Source organism: Pseudomonas sp. AC239, assembly GCF_979258545.1.
In genome coordinates, this window is the sequence record NZ_OZ409864.1 from 2,671,878 (window position 1) to 2,688,057 (window position 16,180).

Consider the following 16,180-nt stretch of genomic DNA (forward strand, 5'->3'; position numbering starts at 1 on the left):
TCAAACGCTCCGCAACATGCGCCACAGCGCCAGACTGCCGAGCACCTGCAACGCGGCGGCGCTGAGCAGCATGGTCTGGCCGCTTTCGTCGTGCCACATACCGAGCATGTAGCCGGGGTTGGTCAGCATGAAGTAGCTCACCAGAATCAGCGGCAGCAAACCCAAAACCCAAGCGGTCATACGTGTTTCCCCGGTCAACGCGCGCAACTGCCGCGCGCCCTGATCGCGCTCGCGGATCAGTTTGATCAGGTTCTCCAGCAGTTCACTGGCATTGCCGCCGTAGCGGTGATTGACCTTCAGGCCGAGGGCGAACATGCGCAGTTCGTCCTGCTCGTAGAGTTCGGCGAGATCGCTGACCGCATCGGGCAGGTTCACCCCCAGTTGCACGTTGCGCTGCACCCGGCCCATGGCTGCTTTCAAGGGATCTTCACTGGCCTCGATGCCGCCCAGCACCGCATCGCTGAGCGTGCGCCCGGACTTGAGACTGCGCACGGTGTGGTCGAGCAATTGCGGCAGTTGCTCGATCATGCGGCGGATCCTCCGTCGGTAGCGAATGGCGATGTACAGCCGCAACGTCACGGGCGGGACGAGCAACATGATCAGCAAACCAACCCAGCTCCCGAGCAGAAATCCCAGGCCCATGGCCGCCGCCCACAGGCTCAGCCACAGGCCGAAACGCTCACTCGGCCGACCCAGTCCTGCACGCAGAAACATGCGCTCCAGTCCCACCCACCTGGTCTGCTCGACGGCCAGTTGCGGTTGCCCGGCGGCGAGTCGATTGAGGACTCTCTCCGTCGCGGTCTTGCGCAGGCCTTGCAGGAACAGATAGATCGACAGCCCGAGCAGCATCAGGCAAATGGCGATGAGAATGATCGGTCCCAGCATCTGCGTGCTCCTCGCCTTCAGCCCAGGTGAGCGTCGTGGCGCAGCTTGTCGCCGGCCGGGTTGAGCGCTTCGCGGGCGAAGCCGAAACCTGTGCGGCGGTCGAGGCGGAACAGAGTGTTGGTGACGTAGACGTCCTCGCGCATGCCGACCACTTCCACCACTTCACTGACGCAGCGCCGGCCATCGGGCATGCGTGTCAGTTGAATGATCACGTCGAGGGCGGCGCAGATCATCTGGCGCAAGGTGCGTTCGGCAATCGAGCGCCCGGTCAGCCCGACCAAAGTCTCAAGACGCAGCAACGCGTCCTGCGCATTGTTGGCATGCACGGTGCTCATCGAACCGTCGTGACCGGTGTTCATCGCGGTGAGCACGTCGACCACTTCGACGCCACGGATCTCGCCAAGAATGATCCGGTCGGGACGCATGCGCAGGGCGTTGCGAATCAGGTCGCTGGCCTTGACCTCGCCATGACCCTCGGCATTCGGCGGACGGGTTTCCAGACGCACCACATGCGGATGGCCGAGCTGCAGTTCGGCGACGTCTTCGATGGTCACCAGCCGTTCGTGCGGGTTGATCAATTGGCTGAGGATGTTCAACAGCGTGGTCTTGCCGGTGCCGGTGCCGCCACTGATCAGGATGTTGCAGCGCCTGCCCACGGCGTTCTGCAGGAATTCGAAAATCGCCAGATCGATGGTCTGCATCGCCATCAGGTCGGTGCTCTTGAGCATGTCCTTGCGGAACTTGCGGATCGACAGGCACGGGCCGTCGAGGGCGATCGGCGGGATGATCGCGTTGACCCGGCTGCCATCGGGCAGGCGCGCATCGACCATCGGCGAGGACTCATCGAGGCGTCGCCCGAGCGGTGCAAGAATGCGTTGCATGACCCGCTCGACGTGATGCGCATCGATAAAACGCAGATCGCTCTGATGCAGTACGCCGTCGCGCTCGATGAACACCCGGTGCGGACCGTTGACCAGAATTTCCGTCACCGACGGGTCGCGCAGCAGAACTTCCAGTGGGCCGAAACCGGTGAGTTCGTCGACGATTTCTTCGCCGAGGCGCTCCATCTCGTAGCGCGAAATCGCCAGGTGCAAACGCGCGATGTATTCGGCGACCTTGTCGGTGACGAACTGCGCCAGTTGCTGGCGTGAACCTTCCAGCAGGTTTTTTCCTGACTCCTCGATGGCGTCGATGATGTAGCGGTGCAGGACCAGTTTCAGGCCTTCGTGATCGCTGTTGCCGATCGCTCCGCGTGGCGTCGCGCCAAAGAGTTTTTCTGCGCTCATGAGTTACCTCGCAGACGGTCGAACCAGGTGACTTTCGGTTTGCTCAGGCCCTCGGAACGCTTGGCCAGACGCTCGCCGAGGGCGCGCAGGCTCTGGGTAAGTTTCTCCCGGGGCGCCAGTTCGAACAGACTCACGCCCTGGTTTTTCGCGTTCAGGCGCACGTCGGGACTGAAGGCCAGCACGGCGATGACTTCCAGATTGAAGGTCTTGCCCAGGGTCTCGGCATCCGGCGCGACATTGCTCAGGTAGCGATCAATCAGCAAGCGCCCGTGCTCGAGTTTCATGCCTTTCTCGCGCCACTGGTTGAGCACGGCGAGGTTGCGTCGGCAATTGAGCACGTTCTGGTCGGTGTACCAGAGCAGTTTGTCGCAATGGCTGACGAAGGTGCGCAACGCCTCACTGTCGGCCTGCCCGGTGAGGTTCACGACAATGTGCTGGAAGTGCTGGCGCAAGGCGCTGAGCAGCATGTACAGCTCGGCGGCACTGGTGGTTTCCAGCGGTTCGTCAGTGTTGGCGTAGGCAAGAATGCGCAGGCCGTGGTCGGCACTGGTGAAAGCACTGTCGATCAGCGTCGCGTCGAGCCGGCGCAAATGACGCAGGGCATCGCCGAAGTGAAACGAACTCTCCAGCCCCAACAACGCGAGGCTGTCGCCACGGGGCAGGCCAAGGTCGAGCAGCAAGGTTTGCTGGCCGCTCTTCTGCACCACCATGGCCATGTGATTGGCGAGCAAGGCACCGTCGGAACTGCTCTGCACGCCGTACATCACGGTAAGCCCGCCGAGCTGTGTGTTGGGAGTGACGGCAGGCAGGCGTTTGCCCAAGCGCCGCACCAGTCCGGCAACTTCGCTTGAGCGCGAGCCATAGGCAACGAAATCCCGCGCACCGGCGCGCATCGCATTCAGCACAAGCTGATTGTCCATGCCGTCGCCGAGAGCAACGATCGCCAGCATCGGCTTGGCTTCCAGCGCACCTTCGATCAGTGCGCTCTGCGCGACGACGTGCTCGCGGTCGAGACCGACGAACACCAGATTGGCGAACGTTACATCGACCAGCGCGAGCAGTTCGTCGAGGCTGCCGGCACCGGCGCTGATGACCTGGCCGAGTGGCGCGAGGGCGCTTTGCAGCCATTCCAGATCGGTGCTGTTGCGGGTGATGGCGAGGAAGGTCTGACTGAGATTCTGGTTCATTGCGACAACCCGCTGCGCTTGTCGAAGTTACCGTTCTCGAGGAAGAACATGCGATAGAAATTCGGGTCGTAATTGCGCAGTTTCTCCCCCGGCAACGACGGCAGTCGCGCGTCCGCCGCCAATGGCTGGACCAGATGCGGGGTGACGATCATCAGCAGTTCGCGCTCTTCGCGTTTGATCTGCGAACCCTTGAAGAACGCCCCGAGGATGGGAATGTCACCCAGGCCGGGAAACTTGTTCACTTGCGAGCTGTTGGTGGTGCTGATCAAACCGCTGATGACGAAACTCTCGCCATCACCCAGCGACACGCTGGTGTCGGTGCGGCGGATGGTCAGCGCCGGAACGGTGGTGCCGGCGATGTTCACCGCGTTGGCAAAATCCAGTTCGCTGACCTCCGGGGCGACCTTCAGCGCGATGCGGTCGCGGCCGATGATGGTTGGCGTCAGGGTCAGGCGGATGCCGAATTCCTTGTATTCGATCGACACGCTGTCGCTGCCGGAACTGGGCACCGGAATCGGGATTTCCCCGCCGGCCAGGAAGCTCGCACTCTGCCCGTTCAACGCCACCAGACTCGGCCGCGCCAAGGTGTAGGCGAAGCCGCTGGTTTCCAGGGCGTTGATGATCGCCATGGTCTTGCCGCCGACCCAGGAGAAATTGAACAGTGAGTTATCCACCGGCAGGCGCGGCTGCGGCACGCCGTCGATCGGTGGCAGCGTGCCGGGCGAACCGAACAGGAAATTGCCGCGCGTGCCGATCAGCGACGCCGTGGCTTCCTTGAGTTTGGTGCGGCTGACTTCGACGAAGCGGATGTCGGTCTGCACTTGCGACGGCAGCGTCGGATCGTCCGACGGCACGCTGCTGGTCAGCGCCGTGGTTGCCGCGCCCTGGACGAAGACCATGGCTTGCTGCGGCTGCGCCGAGCAGGCGGTCCAGACCATCAGGCTGGTCGCGCCGGGGCCGACGCCCGTGAGCAAGAAGGACGAGCCGCCATTGGCATGCACGTCGGCAATTTTCGGGTCGCCGACCGCCAGCCGAGTGATTGCCACCGGTGACTGCATGTCCTGCTGGAAGCCTTCACCGATCTCGATCACCGAGGGCAGGCGCGGCAGTGCCGAGCAATTACCCACCGCCGCGAAGGCGCTGTCCATCGTCAATCCCAACAACAGCAAGGCCCGGAGCGCCGGTTTCAATGTCGGTCTGAGTCGACTCTGCATGCACGTGAATCCTTGCGCAGTCATGGGGTTTGTTGGCTGATCTGGTTGCCGCGAATGATTTCCACCGCACGCCTGGACACCGCGCCGGCACTGGCGCTGGCAGGTGCTTTTTGCGCGCTGCCCAGGGCGAGTTGAGTGAACTGGAAGAGCTGGCTGTTGGCGCGATCCAGGTGCGCGGGCGATTGCGCTTCGCCGGCCCAGTATTTGGCCAGCCGTTGTTCTTCGCTGCTGCGCACCGCGAGACGCAAGGTGCCGACTTGAGTGGCGAGCATCAGGCGGCTGAGCAGTTGTTCCGGCACCGCCAGCACCACGGTGCGGGCGGCGATGCGGCGCTGGTCCTGTTTGAGTTTTTCTTCGGCGCTGAGGTTGGGGGATGCCGGTTGGCCGTCGTTGGTCAGGCCGTACTGATCACCGATGCCGAGCACGCGCAAAGCCGGAACGGCGATCTGCGCCGACTGCTGCAGATTGCTCGCGTCCTCGCGCAGATACAGCAGCACATCAACGTAATCGCCCGGCAGCAACTGTCCGGCGGCACCGATCACTTCATCGACGGCCACGGTCAGCGCGCGCTCGTCGCGGCGAATCATCCGTGCCAGCGCACCGCCGGCCCGGAAGCTTTCGTCATTCAGCCAGGTGCCGGCGCTGAGGTGGCGCCAAGGCGTGCGGCCGACTGCTTGTTCGATGCTGGTCAGGCTGCCGGCCGGTGCGCTGCGCAGTTTTTCCACGGTTACATCGGCGGCGGTCAACGGCGTGAACGGCGGGACATCGTGGAGCAGCACTACTACCGGTTGGCGGGTCTGGTCTTCGGCAATCGCGACAGTCTGTTCAATGCTGACCGCTGGGGCGACGGGCGCCTCAGCGACCGGGGCCTGCTGACGACTGAGCACCAGCCCCCAGTAACCGACAAAAACCGCGCCGAGCAACAGCAACGCGGCAAGGCCCATGGTGACGCGACTGTTCATGACGGCTCTCCCTTTCCTGCTGCACAACCGACTGCATTTGCTTGCGAAAGGCGGACTGCTTCGGCAGCTATGAACATGCAACTATTTCGCTATTTCCAAGCTAGCTGATCCAAGCAAAAGCGCCATTAATGACAGGCAAATAACCCACCAAAGTGTGAGTCGCGGCCAATTAACAGCAGGAAATGGCCGGGACACATTGGGATTAATGCTTTGTGATTAATGCGTTCTTACAGTTGTTGGGCGGGGGTTTGTTGACAATGCTCAAGTGGCACGGTGGAACCATGCCGCGGTGGTGATGTCGGCGCCAGAGGCGCGAAGGAGTGGACCTATGTTTCGTATGACTTTTGATTATGTGATCGCCAAGGCTCGCGCGTTTGCCCGCAGTGAAGAGGGTGCTTCGGCGATCGAGTATGCGATTGTCGTGGCGATGGTGGCGGTGGTGGTTGTGGCATTCGTTAGCCCGCTTGGCGACAGGGTGTTGGCGATTTTCAACAATGTTCTGACGTCGCTCGATGGTACGGCTGTTACTCGGCCAACACCCTGAGGCTTGTGAACACTGCACCTGACTGATATCGCACTACACTGGATTTATCTTTCAGTATTCAGGTATTGCCTATGAACGCGCCTTCGTCGTCCCGCCAACAACTGCTTCTGGTTGATGATGAAGAAGACGCGTTGCTGGAGTTGGCGGAGTTGCTGGAGGGGGAGGGGTTTGTCTGTCACACCGCGACGTCGGTGAAGCTGGCGTTGCATCTGTTGACCCGGCATCCAGATATTGCTTTGGTGATTACTGATTTGCGCATGCCCGAGGAGTCGGGCATGTCGTTGATCAGGCGGCTGCGTGAGCATACGTCGCGCGAGCATTTGCCGGTGATTGTGATGTCGGGGCATGCGGATATGGAGGATGTCAGCGATATGTTGCGGTTGCAGGTGCTGGATCTGTTTCGCAAGCCGATTTATCACGTTCGGTTGTTGGAGACTCTCGATAATCTGTTTCCCAAGCCTCGGGTTGAGGCTGGGTGAACTCGGCGGCCTTTGGGCCGACCGTGTTGGTGGGGGTTTGGTGAATATCCGTTGCTGCGGGGGTTGCTGATTACGGTTCCGCCCTTACGGCGGGTCACCTTTTTCAAACGCCAAAAAGGTAACCCAAAAGGCTTGCTCCTACGTTCGGCCCTCGCAGGCTCGGGTTCCTTCGCTCCGGGACTGATCCGGGCGCAGCGGCTCCGGTTTGCTTCGCTGCACCTCCTTCCGCTGTGTCTGGCTGCGCCAGACGGTCGCTGCGCTCCCACGCCCGGATCAATCCCTCCACTCAGCCTTCCGACGTCGCCGGTGGATCAAGATCAAGAGCACTCGAGCTTGCGCTCATTGTTGAGTGGGGCGGCTTCGCCGCGGGCAGCTGCGCTGCTTTGCTTTTGTGGGAGCGAGCCTGCTCGCGAAGGCGGCCTGCCAGCCAACCTGTTTCTCGCTGAACGCACCCGATCAAACTGTGGGAGCTGGCTTGCCAGCGAAGGCGGCATGCCAGCCGACCTGTTTCTCGCTGATGTACTCGATTCAAACTGTGGGAGCGAGCCTGCTCGCGAAGGCGGCCTGCCAGCCGACCTGTTTCTCACTGAACGCACCCGATCAAACTGTGGGAGCTGGCTTGCCAGCGAAGGCGGCCTGATAGCCGACCTGTTTCTCACTGAACGCACCCGATCAAACTGTGGGAGCTGGCTTGCCAGCGAAGGCGGCCTGCCAGCCGACCTGTTTCTCGCTGATGTACTCGATTCAAACTGTGGGAGCGAGCCTGCTCGCGAAGGCGGCATGCCAGCCGACCTGTTTCTCACTGAACGCACCCGATCAAACTGTGGGAGCTGGCTTGCCAGCGAAGGCGGCCTGGCAGCCGACCTGTTTCTCGCTGATGTACTCGATTCAAACTGTGGGAGCGAGCCTGCTCGCGAAGGGGCCTGACAGCCGACCTGTTTCTCACTGAACGCACCCGATCAAACTGTGGGAGCTGGCTTGCCAGCGAAGGCGGCATGCCAGCCGACCTGTTTCTCACTGAACGCACCCGATCAAACTGTGGGAGCTGGCTTGCCAGCGAAGGCGGCCTGCCAGCCGACCTGTTTCTCACTGAACGCACCCGATCAAACTGTGGGAGCTGGCTTGCCAGCGAAGGCGGCCTGCCAGCCGACCTGTTTCTCACTGAACGCATCCGATCAAACTGTGGGAGCTGGCTTGCCAGCGAAGGCGGCCAGTCAGTCAACAACGCTCTGCCTGACTCACCACCTGCGCAACCAACCTCTTGCTCTTGTCACTCCGGCACAAGCCTGTCCAGTACGCGGTTGACCGCCAGTTCGCCCAGCATGATCACTTGGTGTATTCCCAACAGGGAGCTGCGCTGCGGTCCATCGATAAATCCGGCCAGGTCGCTGGCCATGATGCTCGCCGAGGCCAGTGATTCGCAGGCATGCACCAACAGGGTTTCGTTGTCCGCAGCCGGGTCGACGAGGAACAGGGTGCTGGGTTTGCGCGGTGCGGCGGGGTCTTTGATGAGGCGGGGGTTGAGGTAGTAATCGATGGCGCGGTCGGCGGCTTCCTTGAGCTTTTGCGCTTCGACGAGCGGGTCGGCGAAGGTTGGGTCGGCAAGGGGTGGATCGGGCGTTATCTTTTTCACGGGCTCAGTCTCCTGATGGAGTAGGACCGCAACCCGTTCGCGACTAAACGAAAGGGAGGCAGCTGCACGCAGGTTAGTCGACCGATGAGCCACGAAATCGGCGCGCCCGAAGGCGCCCTGCGCACAGCCACCATCAAGTGCAGGTATGCAATACCTGGCTGACAGGAACCTGTGCGTCGTGGACAAGCGGGCGACTAAACCCGACCACTGATGAACAGTGGCAGGCAAACGATAGAGCCCGCGCCCCAGGCGCACAAGCCGGCGGATTCTGGCGTAGCTGTAGGCAATGGCGCAAGGATTTGTGGGCCGTTGCGAGGTAACGGGGCGTGTGTTTAAACGGCTGGTTTAAGCGCTGCGATAAATCGGTTGAATAGCCGAACACTTTCGCGAGCAGGCTCGCTCCCACAGGGACGGCGGTTGTACTCAGGAACCGTGAACGCCGCCGAATCTGTGGGAGCGAGCCTGCTCGCGAAGGCGGTGCGTCAGTCAAAAAAATCCTGACTGACACACCGCTCGGCCATCACAGCTGATAACTGAAACTGATGCTGTACCGAGGCTTGCGATTGAACGTATCCAGTGCTTCATCCGACATCGCCTTCGCCACTTCCAGCGCCACGTTGTAATACTTGGCATCACCAAAGCGCAGCCCGACGGCGGTCGATGACAGGTTGTTGGCCTGCACCGGCAGTTGGTTGAACCAGCTGCGCGAGCGGTCGACAACTACGTAGGGTTGCAGGATGCGCACCCAGTTGCCGTCGCGGTTGAAGCTGTAGTTGACCTCGTAGGCCACGCCCCAACCCTTGTCGCCCGAGGCCTGGTCGTCGGGGTAGCCACGGCCGAAGTTCTGCCCGCCGAACACGGCGCGTTCGCTGTCGGGCAAGGTGTCGTCGCTCCAGTACAGCGCCGCCGAGAGCACGCCTTGCCAGTTGTCGAGGAACTTGTCGCTCTGCACGCCGGACAAGCGCACGCGGAAAAAATCCAGGTCGATGTCGTCGTAGTTGGTGTGTGCGCCGAGGCTGTCGAAGCCCTGGTAGACGCCGGCACTGAGGATGCGCAGTTGGCGGGCGTCGGCCTTGCGCCAGTCGCCTTCGAAAGCCAGGGCGCGGACATCGGTGCGCAGTTCGGTGCTGAAGGGAAAGTTGATGCCGTCGTAGCGCGTCTTGTCATCGACCGCATACAGACGTGAGCCGGCCGTCAGCAGCTCGTTGGCGGAGGCGATCAGGGGCGTGCTGAAGCCGATCGAGTAGCGATCGTTCTCGCGGTGGGTACTCAGGCGTCCGCCACCGCCGACCAGCACTTCGGTGTCCGGGTCGGCGCGGTAACGCGAGGCCGAGACGTTGAGTTGCGTGCCCTCGGTATCGAGGAACTGGCTGTAGTCGAGACGGTAGTAATGCTCTTTGTCGTCACCCGGCGGGAACAGGCCGCTGAGGCTCAACTGTTCGCCCATCGAAGTCTGCGAATTGCTGCTGACACCGAGCAACGCCTGCGGGCCGTTACGGTTGTCTTCTGTGGTGCTCAGGGTGCTGGTGAACGGTTTGCGACTGGCCTGGGCAACCAGGGTGGTCGCGCCATCGGTGGTGCCCGGTGGCGGCACTTGCGCTTGGATGGTCACGCCAGGAATACGGCTCATCAGCGTGGTGTAGCGCTCGAAGGTCTTGCGCGTCAGCGGGCGTTCGGCCTGGATTTTCGCGGCGAGTTTATCGAGCAGGCCTTTGACCCGACCGATGTCGCCCTGCATCTGGATATCGCGCACATAGCCCTCGACCAGCACCACGCGGGCCACGCCGTCATCGAAGTTCTGTTGCGGCAGGAACGCGTAGGACAACAGATAGCCGTCCTGCTGATAGCGACGGGTGATGTTGCGCGTGGCTTCGATCAGTTCGGCAAGGCTGGCCTGACGGCCGATCAGGGGCTTGTAGATTTCCGCGAGTTCGTTGAGCGGGTAGATCGTGCCGCCTTCGATCTGCACGGTCTTCAGGTTGACCTTGGTTTCCATCAGCAGTGGCTGCGCGGCGGTCGCACCCGGGTCCGGCACTTGCAGCGGCGCCGCGCTCGGGCGATAGGCGTCGGCGGGCAGGTTGGGAACGGGCAGGTTGCGGATGGTTTCGTTGCTGTTGAGAAAACTGGGCAAGGTGTCGGCGAGGGCAGCGGAACTGAGGCTAAGGCACAGCAGGGATGCCAGTACGCGCATAGGACACTCCATGGTCAGAACACAGCACAGGGCAAGTTTTTCCTTAGAAAAAAGGCGGAAGACTCGTGGGAATCTTCCGCCCTCAACCAAGCGTAGGCGCTGTAGGTAAGGCCGTCGAATCGGCCAGGTGCAATTCAGCGTTTGTTGCCGCCCAGCGCGCCGGTCAGGCCGCCGAGTACCCCGCCCAGACCGCCAGTTGTGCCGCCAGTGGCAGTGCCGCTGTTGACCAGACCACCGACCGCTGCCACGGTGCCGCCAACGTTGGTGACCAGACCGCCGACGGCAGTGGTGACCGGATTGTTGGTGGCGGCAATCGCCCCGCCGAGGTTGCCGACTGCGGCGCCCACCTGACTTGTGATACCCGCGACCGGCGTGCCGAGACCGGTAGCGGCGCCGACCTGTTGAGTCACAGTGGTGACTGCGCTGGTGACCGGATTGAGACCCGCACCGACGGCGGCGCCGACGCTGGCCAGCGGCGAGGTGGTTGCAGTGATCGGAGTGCCCGAGCCACCGAGTACGGTGTTGATCGACGCAATCGTGTTGCCCAGCCCGCCAGCAGTGACGCCGCCGGCACTGACTACACCGCTGGTGCTGCCGGCATTCAGACCGCTGCCGACGTTGACCACCGCACCCCCGACGGTTTGCAGCAGGCCGGTACCGCCGAGGCCACCACCGATGCCGCCGATGCCGCCAGTACCCGAGCCAGTACCATTGGATACCAGACCGCCCGCTTTGCCGGCTGCCGTGCCGGTATTGCTCAGCGCGCCGCCGAGGGTGTTGGTCAGGGCATTGCCGCTGCCTGCGTCGGTAACTTCGCCGCCGAGGCTGTTTACCGTTGCGCCGACTTTCGCAATCGTCCCTTTGAGCGGATCACCCAGGCCGGTGGCATCACCGAGTTTGTCGGTGGTGCTTTCGACCATGGCGATCACCGGCACCAGACCGCTGCCGAGCTTGTTGGTCAACTGGCTGGTCGGGCCACTGGTCAGTGAGGTGTTGAGGGTGTCGCCAAGCATGGTGACTTTTTCACCGATGCCATCGACCAGCGGCACTACTTTGGTCACGACGCCACCAACCACGGGAACGCTACGGGTCGCAGTGTTCAGTTTGACGCTGAGGTCCGACACGCCGTCGCCAACATCGGAAACCACGCCGCCAACCGAGGCGACGGTGGTGGTCAGGCCATTGGGGTCAGTGGCCAGTTTGCCGATGCCATTGCTGACACCATCGCCCAAGGTACTGACGACGTTGCCGGTGGTGTTGGCCAGGCTTTGCACGATACCGCCAGCGACTGGAACCGTGCTCAGCGAATCGCCGATCTGGCCGACGCCATCGCCGACACCGCTGACGGTTTTGCCGACATCCTGAACAAGTGTTGTGGTCACCAGCGAAGGTGCAGCGGGATTGGTCGGGTTGGTGGGATCGGTCGGGTCTGTCGGATTGGTTGGGTTGGTTGGGTTGGTCGGATCGGTGCCGCCGCCGGTACCGCCAGTGCCTGCGGTATCGCCGCCGGTGCCACCTGTACCGCCGGTGCCGGCAGTATCGCCGCCGGTTCCGCCGCCCGCGCCACCGCTGCCATCGGTGCCCGCCGTGCCGTCCGCCGTCGAGCTGCCCGAACTGCTGCGATGACCGCCACCGCCGCTGCTGCAGCCGACGAGGCCGACCGAAAGAATCAGTGCCAGCGCGATTGCCGATTTGGACCACATCACTTGAGTTTTCATGATTGAGATTCCTGCACCTGTCACAACGTTACGTTGCCTTCGATGGCCCGCCGATCTGTCGTCGGCGATGCCTCGTCCGTGGCTGTAATCTCAGTCGATGGCAGGTTTTTCACCATTCTCAAGTTGGTATTAACCCCTTTTTATAGAGGGCCCGGCGCAATGCCGAAGGACTAATACCCAGGTAATAAACGGGCAAAAAAAAGCCTTGATATTCAAGGCTCGGTTTTTTGCAAAGCGGCGGGCAGGGCGCGGAAAAACTTAAGTGATATATACACAATTAACGGGTTTTTCCGCCCCGCCAGATCAGGCGATCGGTTGCCACTGACCGACCATATGTTCCAGGTCGCCGGCGCCGACCAGGCGCAACTCACCGCTGGAACCCGCGGCACTGGCCAGCAATGTCACTTCACTGGGCAGGCGCACCGGTTTGCGAAAGTGCACGGCGATTTCCAGGTTGGCCTTGGGCAGGTGATCGGAGAGTGCCGCCAGTGTGCGTGCCTTGTTCCACAGTCCATGTGCGATCGCGGTGGGGAAACCGAACAGTTTGGCGCTCGCCGCACTGAGGTGAATCGGGTTGTAGTCGCCGGAGACTTTTGCATACTGGCGACCGATATCCGCCGGCGCCGTCCAGCGCGTTACTTCGAGCAAATCCTGCGACGGCTGCCAGTCTTGAGCCACGGCCTCGCCCTCGAGTTTCACCCCGCGACAGAGCATCTGGCTTTCGGCTTCCCACAGCGGCCCGAGCTGATCGTCGAGGGTGGTCAACAGATCGAAGGTCGCGCCTTTGGCATGTGGCTGCAGATTGCACACGCGCACGCTGACTTGCGCGCGACTGACCGCGCCCATCGGCCGCAACACGCGGATGCGGTTGCTCAGGTGAATCAGCCCCAGCAGCGGGAACGGAAAATCCCTGGCCGTGAGCAATTGCATCTGCAAGGCGAAGGCAAGGATGTGTGGATAGGTCGGCGGCAGCAGGCCGTCATCGACGAAACCGCAGACTTTGCGATAGGCCGCCAGCCGTTTGCCGTCGATATCGACCCAGCAGCGCAGGCCGCTGTCTGGCAGTTGCGTACCGGTGATTTTGCGTCGCGTCGCTGCCCGCGAGTACAGTGCGGGCAGACTCGGTTCGCGATCCAGCGTGTGCCATTCGATGCTCATGCTCAAGCCCCCAGAACGCTTTGCCCACAGACCCGCAACGCCTGCCCGGTGAACGCGCCCGTGCCCGGTTGCGCCAGCCACGCCACGGCTTCGGCGACGTCTTGCGGCAAGCCGCCCTGGCCCAGCGAACTCATGCGGCGCCCGGCCTCGCGCAGGCCGAACGGTATGTGCGCAGTCATTTGCGTCTCGATGAAACCCGGTGCGACGGCGTTGATGCTGATGCCGCGCTCCAGCAGCGTTGGCGCCCATGCCTGGGCCAGACCGATCAGGCCAGCCTTGCTCGCCGCGTAGTTGGTTTGCCCGCGATTGCCGGCGATGCCGCTGATCGAGGCGAGCAGGACCAACCGTGCGTTGTCGCGCAGGGTGCCGCTGTCGAGCAGCGCCTTGGTCAGCACTTGCGGCGCATTGAGGTTGACGGCCAGCACCGCGTCCCAGAATTCCGGGGTCATGTTGGCCAGGGTTTTGTCACGGGTGATGCCGGCGTTGTGCACGAGGATGTCGAGGCCGTCGGGCAGCTGTTCGATCAATTGCGCGGCGGCGTCATCGGCGCAGATATCGAGGGTGATAGCCCGGCCGCCGAGGCGCGCGGCGAGGGCCTCGAGGTCGGTCTTGGCCGGCGGTACGTCGAGGAGGATCACCTCGGCGCCATCACGGGCGAGGGTTTCGGCAATCGATGCGCCGATGCCGCGCGCGGCACCGGTGACCAGCGCTTTACGTCCGGCCAGTGGGCGCGTCCAGTCAGTCACTGGCGTGGCGCACGCGGTCAGGCGAATAACCTGACCTGACACGAAAGCGCTTTTCGGCGAAAGGAAAAATCGCAGCGGGCCTTCCAGTTGATCTTCGGCACCTTTGCCGACGTAGATCAACTGCAAGGTGCCACCGCCGCGCAGTTCCTTGGCCAATGAGCGCGAGAAGCCTTCAAGTGCTCGCTGCGCGCTTGAAGCGAACGGGTCGCCCAGGCTTTCCGGCGCGCGGCCGAGAATCACCAGATGCGCGCTATGGTCGAGATTTTTCATCAATGGCTGGAAGAATTCGCGCAGTTGCTTGAGCTGGTCGGTGTGTTGCAGAGCGCTGGCGTCGAACACCACCGCTTTGATTTTCGGCCCGTGGCCGGGGATCCACGCGGTGGCCAGCGAGGGCTCGGTGCCGTAGCTGTAGATCGCATCGGTCAAGCGGTTGGCAAACCCGCTGATCCGTTCGGCCAGCGGCCCGCCACCGATCAACAGGGCGCCCTCGATCGGCCGCAGACGCCCCGCCTGCCAGCGTTCCAGCCGCACCGGCGACGGCAGGCCCAAGGCCCCGACCAGACGATGGCCGAAGGATGAGTTGGCGAAGTCGATATAGCGGTCAGACATGGAACGCTCTCCAGAAGTTGGGGTTCAAAGTGTGGACTGTCCACGGCAATCAATCGTTCGATCGGCGCAATAAGGCCTACGCTTGAACACTCAGGTTTAGCAGGTCTTGCAGATAAATGCGGTTCATGTGGGAGCGAGCCTGCTCGCGAAGGCGCTGTATCAGGCGCTGAAGAGGCTGAATGTGCCGGCCTCTTCGCGAGCAGGCTCGCTCCCACAGGGATTGGGTAAATTTCGACCATTTGGAACAGGAGCTTTTCATGACCCAGCTGCGCCGCGTCGCGATCATCGGCGGTAACCGCATCCCTTTCGCCCGCTCCAACGGGCCGTACGCCACCGCAAGCAATCAGGCGATGCTCACCGCCGCGCTGGAAGGCCTGATCGAACGCTACAATCTGCACGGCCAGCGCATCGGCGAAGTGGTGGCGGGCGCGGTGCTTAAATTGTCACGGGATATGAACCTGACCCGCGAATGCGTGTTTGGCTCGCGCTTGTCTCCGATGACACCGGCCTATGACATCCAGCAAGCCTGCGGCACCGGTCTGGAAGCGGCGCTGCTGGTGGCCAACAAGATCGCCCTTGGCCAGATCGACTGCGGCATCGCTGGCGGCGTCGACACCACTTCCGATGCGCCGATCAGCGTCAGCGAAGGCCTGCGCAGGATTCTTCTGCAGGCCAACCGCGCCAAGAGCACCGGCGACAAACTGAAAACCCTTTTGCAGTTGCGGCCCCGGCATCTGATTCCCGAATTCCCGCGCAACGGCGAGCCACGCACTGGCCTGTCCATGGGCGAGCACTGTGAGCTGATGGCGCAGACCTGGAATATCCCCCGCGAAGAACAGGATCAACTGGCCCTCGAAAGCCACCACAAACTCGCCGCTTCCTACAGCGAAGGCTGGCACAACGATCTGATGACGCCGTTCCTCGGCCTGACCCGCGACAACAATCTGCGCCCCGATCTGACCCTGGAAAAACTCGCCACGCTGAAACCGGCGTTCGAGAAAAGCGCCAAGGGCACGCTGACGGCGGGCAATTCTACGCCGCTCACCGATGGCGCTTCGGTGGTGTTGCTGGGAAGTGAGGAATGGGCCAAAGAGCGCGGCTTGCCGATCCTCGCTTATCTGCGCGACGGCGAGGCGGCGGCGGTGGATTTCGTCAACGGTGCCGAGGGCCTGCTGATGGCGCCGGTGTACGCCGTGCCACGCTTGCTGGCGCGCAACGGCCTGACCTTGCAGGATTTTGATTACTACGAAATTCACGAAGCCTTCGCCGCGCAGGTCTTGTGCACGCTCAAGGCCTGGGAAGATCCCGAATATTGCGAAACCCGCTTGGGGCTCGACGCGCCGCTGGGTTCGATTGATCGCACTCGGCTCAACGTCAAAGGGAGTTCACTGGCGGCGGGGCATCCGTTTGCCGCGACCGGTGGGCGGATTGTCGCGAATCTGGCAAAACTGCTGGATGCGGCGGGCAAGGGCCGAGGGTTGATCTCGATCTGTGCAGCGGGCGGGCAGGGTGTCACCGCGATCATTGAACGCTAAGCAGTATTCCAATGTGGGAGCGAGCCTGCTCGC

14 protein-coding genes are annotated in these 16,180 nt (G+C 62.4%); 4 read left to right on the forward strand and 10 right to left on the reverse strand.

The window, feature by feature from the left end; genetic code table 11:
• From ACZ0AZ_RS12125 to cpaB, 5 genes are read right to left on the reverse strand one after another with little or no spacing between them, the layout of a single operon-like run.
• The gene (locus ACZ0AZ_RS12125) at window positions 1–885 is read right to left on the reverse strand and encodes a type II secretion system F family protein (protein ID WP_463537446.1); all 885 of its coding nucleotides are present in this window, start codon (window positions 883–885) and stop codon (window positions 1–3) included.
• Window positions 886–902: 17 nt separating this feature from the next.
• Complete coding sequence (locus tag ACZ0AZ_RS12130; RefSeq protein ID WP_463537447.1) at window positions 903–2,171, reverse strand: CpaF family protein; 1,269 nt, start codon at window positions 2,169–2,171, stop codon at window positions 903–905.
• A complete protein-coding gene (locus tag ACZ0AZ_RS12135) occupies window positions 2,168–3,358 on the reverse strand; it encodes a pilus assembly protein (RefSeq protein ID WP_129998115.1) in 1,191 nt (396 codons plus the stop codon). Before ACZ0AZ_RS12135 ends, ACZ0AZ_RS12130 begins: the two co-directional genes overlap by 4 nt.
• On the reverse strand, window positions 3,355–4,572 hold the full coding sequence (locus ACZ0AZ_RS12140) for a type II and III secretion system protein family protein (protein ID WP_024011445.1): 1,218 nt from the start codon (window positions 4,570–4,572) through the stop codon (window positions 3,355–3,357). Before ACZ0AZ_RS12140 ends, ACZ0AZ_RS12135 begins: the two co-directional genes overlap by 4 nt.
• Window positions 4,573–4,592: 20 nt before the next feature.
• Window positions 4,593–5,534, reverse strand: coding sequence for a Flp pilus assembly protein CpaB (gene cpaB, locus ACZ0AZ_RS12145; RefSeq protein ID WP_463537448.1), 942 nt, complete (start codon window positions 5,532–5,534; stop codon window positions 4,593–4,595).
• Between the two features lie 328 nt (window positions 5,535–5,862).
• Here cpaB and ACZ0AZ_RS12150 point away from each other — a divergent pair, with 328 nt between their 5' ends.
• From ACZ0AZ_RS12150 to ACZ0AZ_RS12160, 3 genes are all read left to right on the forward strand, one after another.
• Window positions 5,863–6,078 (forward strand): Flp family type IVb pilin, encoded by a 216-nt coding sequence (locus tag ACZ0AZ_RS12150; protein ID WP_372339872.1) that lies wholly within the window; start codon window positions 5,863–5,865, stop codon window positions 6,076–6,078.
• 71 nt (window positions 6,079–6,149) lie between these two features.
• Complete coding sequence (locus ACZ0AZ_RS12155) at window positions 6,150–6,557, forward strand: response regulator (RefSeq protein WP_310403722.1); 408 nt, start codon at window positions 6,150–6,152, stop codon at window positions 6,555–6,557.
• A 492-nt stretch (window positions 6,558–7,049) separates the two neighbouring features.
• Window positions 7,050–7,484 (forward strand): hypothetical protein, encoded by a 435-nt coding sequence (locus ACZ0AZ_RS12160; RefSeq protein WP_165368393.1) that lies wholly within the window; start codon window positions 7,050–7,052, stop codon window positions 7,482–7,484.
• Window positions 7,485–7,827: 343 nt separating this feature from the next.
• Here the strand turns inward: ACZ0AZ_RS12160 and ACZ0AZ_RS12165 are convergent, their stop codons facing one another.
• From ACZ0AZ_RS12165 to ACZ0AZ_RS12185, 5 genes are all read right to left on the reverse strand, one after another.
• A complete protein-coding gene (locus ACZ0AZ_RS12165; RefSeq protein WP_463537449.1) occupies window positions 7,828–8,190 on the reverse strand; it encodes a DUF6124 family protein in 363 nt (120 codons plus the stop codon).
• A gap of 520 nt (window positions 8,191–8,710) precedes the next feature.
• A complete protein-coding gene (locus ACZ0AZ_RS12170; RefSeq protein WP_056787743.1) occupies window positions 8,711–10,381 on the reverse strand; it encodes a ShlB/FhaC/HecB family hemolysin secretion/activation protein in 1,671 nt (556 codons plus the stop codon).
• A 134-nt stretch (window positions 10,382–10,515) separates the two neighbouring features.
• Entirely contained in the window at window positions 10,516–12,099 is a 1,584-nt protein-coding gene (locus tag ACZ0AZ_RS12175; protein WP_463537450.1) for a collagen-like triple helix repeat-containing protein, read from the reverse strand.
• A gap of 303 nt (window positions 12,100–12,402) precedes the next feature.
• Window positions 12,403–13,257 carry a MaoC family dehydratase gene (locus ACZ0AZ_RS12180; protein ID WP_463537451.1) on the reverse strand — a complete coding sequence of 285 codons (855 nt, stop codon included), beginning with the start codon at window positions 13,255–13,257 and terminating at the stop codon, window positions 12,403–12,405.
• Window positions 13,258–13,259: 2 nt separating this feature from the next.
• On the reverse strand, window positions 13,260–14,612 hold the full coding sequence (locus ACZ0AZ_RS12185) for a 3-oxoacyl-ACP reductase (protein ID WP_463537452.1): 1,353 nt from the start codon (window positions 14,610–14,612) through the stop codon (window positions 13,260–13,262).
• A 257-nt stretch (window positions 14,613–14,869) separates the two neighbouring features.
• On the opposite strand from ACZ0AZ_RS12185, the gene ACZ0AZ_RS12190 reads away from it, so the two are divergent.
• Window positions 14,870–16,147, forward strand: coding sequence for an acetyl-CoA C-acetyltransferase (locus ACZ0AZ_RS12190; RefSeq protein WP_463537453.1), 1,278 nt, complete (start codon window positions 14,870–14,872; stop codon window positions 16,145–16,147).
• The last annotated feature ends 33 nt before the right edge of the window (window positions 16,148–16,180 follow it).

Coding starts and splice junctions, on each gene's coding strand:
- ACZ0AZ_RS12125 (WP_463537446.1), bottom strand. CDS start 885: ATGCTGGGACCGATCATTCTCATCGCCATTTGCCTGATGCTGCTCGGG.
- ACZ0AZ_RS12130 (WP_463537447.1), bottom strand. CDS start 2,171: ATGAGCGCAGAAAAACTCTTTGGCGCGACGCCACGCGGAGCGATCGGC.
- ACZ0AZ_RS12135 (WP_129998115.1), bottom strand. CDS start 3,358: ATGAACCAGAATCTCAGTCAGACCTTCCTCGCCATCACCCGCAACAGC.
- ACZ0AZ_RS12140 (WP_024011445.1), bottom strand. CDS start 4,572: ATGCAGAGTCGACTCAGACCGACATTGAAACCGGCGCTCCGGGCCTTG.
- cpaB (WP_463537448.1), bottom strand. CDS start 5,534: ATGAACAGTCGCGTCACCATGGGCCTTGCCGCGTTGCTGTTGCTCGGC.
- ACZ0AZ_RS12150 (WP_372339872.1), top strand. CDS start 5,863: ATGTTTCGTATGACTTTTGATTATGTGATCGCCAAGGCTCGCGCGTTT.
- ACZ0AZ_RS12155 (WP_310403722.1), top strand. CDS start 6,150: ATGAACGCGCCTTCGTCGTCCCGCCAACAACTGCTTCTGGTTGATGAT.
- ACZ0AZ_RS12160 (WP_165368393.1), top strand. CDS start 7,050: ATGCCAGCCGACCTGTTTCTCGCTGATGTACTCGATTCAAACTGTGGG.
- ACZ0AZ_RS12170 (WP_056787743.1), bottom strand. CDS start 10,381: ATGCGCGTACTGGCATCCCTGCTGTGCCTTAGCCTCAGTTCCGCTGCC.
- ACZ0AZ_RS12175 (WP_463537450.1), bottom strand. CDS start 12,099: ATGAAAACTCAAGTGATGTGGTCCAAATCGGCAATCGCGCTGGCACTG.
- ACZ0AZ_RS12180 (WP_463537451.1), bottom strand. CDS start 13,257: ATGAGCATCGAATGGCACACGCTGGATCGCGAACCGAGTCTGCCCGCA.
- ACZ0AZ_RS12185 (WP_463537452.1), bottom strand. CDS start 14,612: ATGTCTGACCGCTATATCGACTTCGCCAACTCATCCTTCGGCCATCGT.
- ACZ0AZ_RS12190 (WP_463537453.1), top strand. CDS start 14,870: ATGACCCAGCTGCGCCGCGTCGCGATCATCGGCGGTAACCGCATCCCT.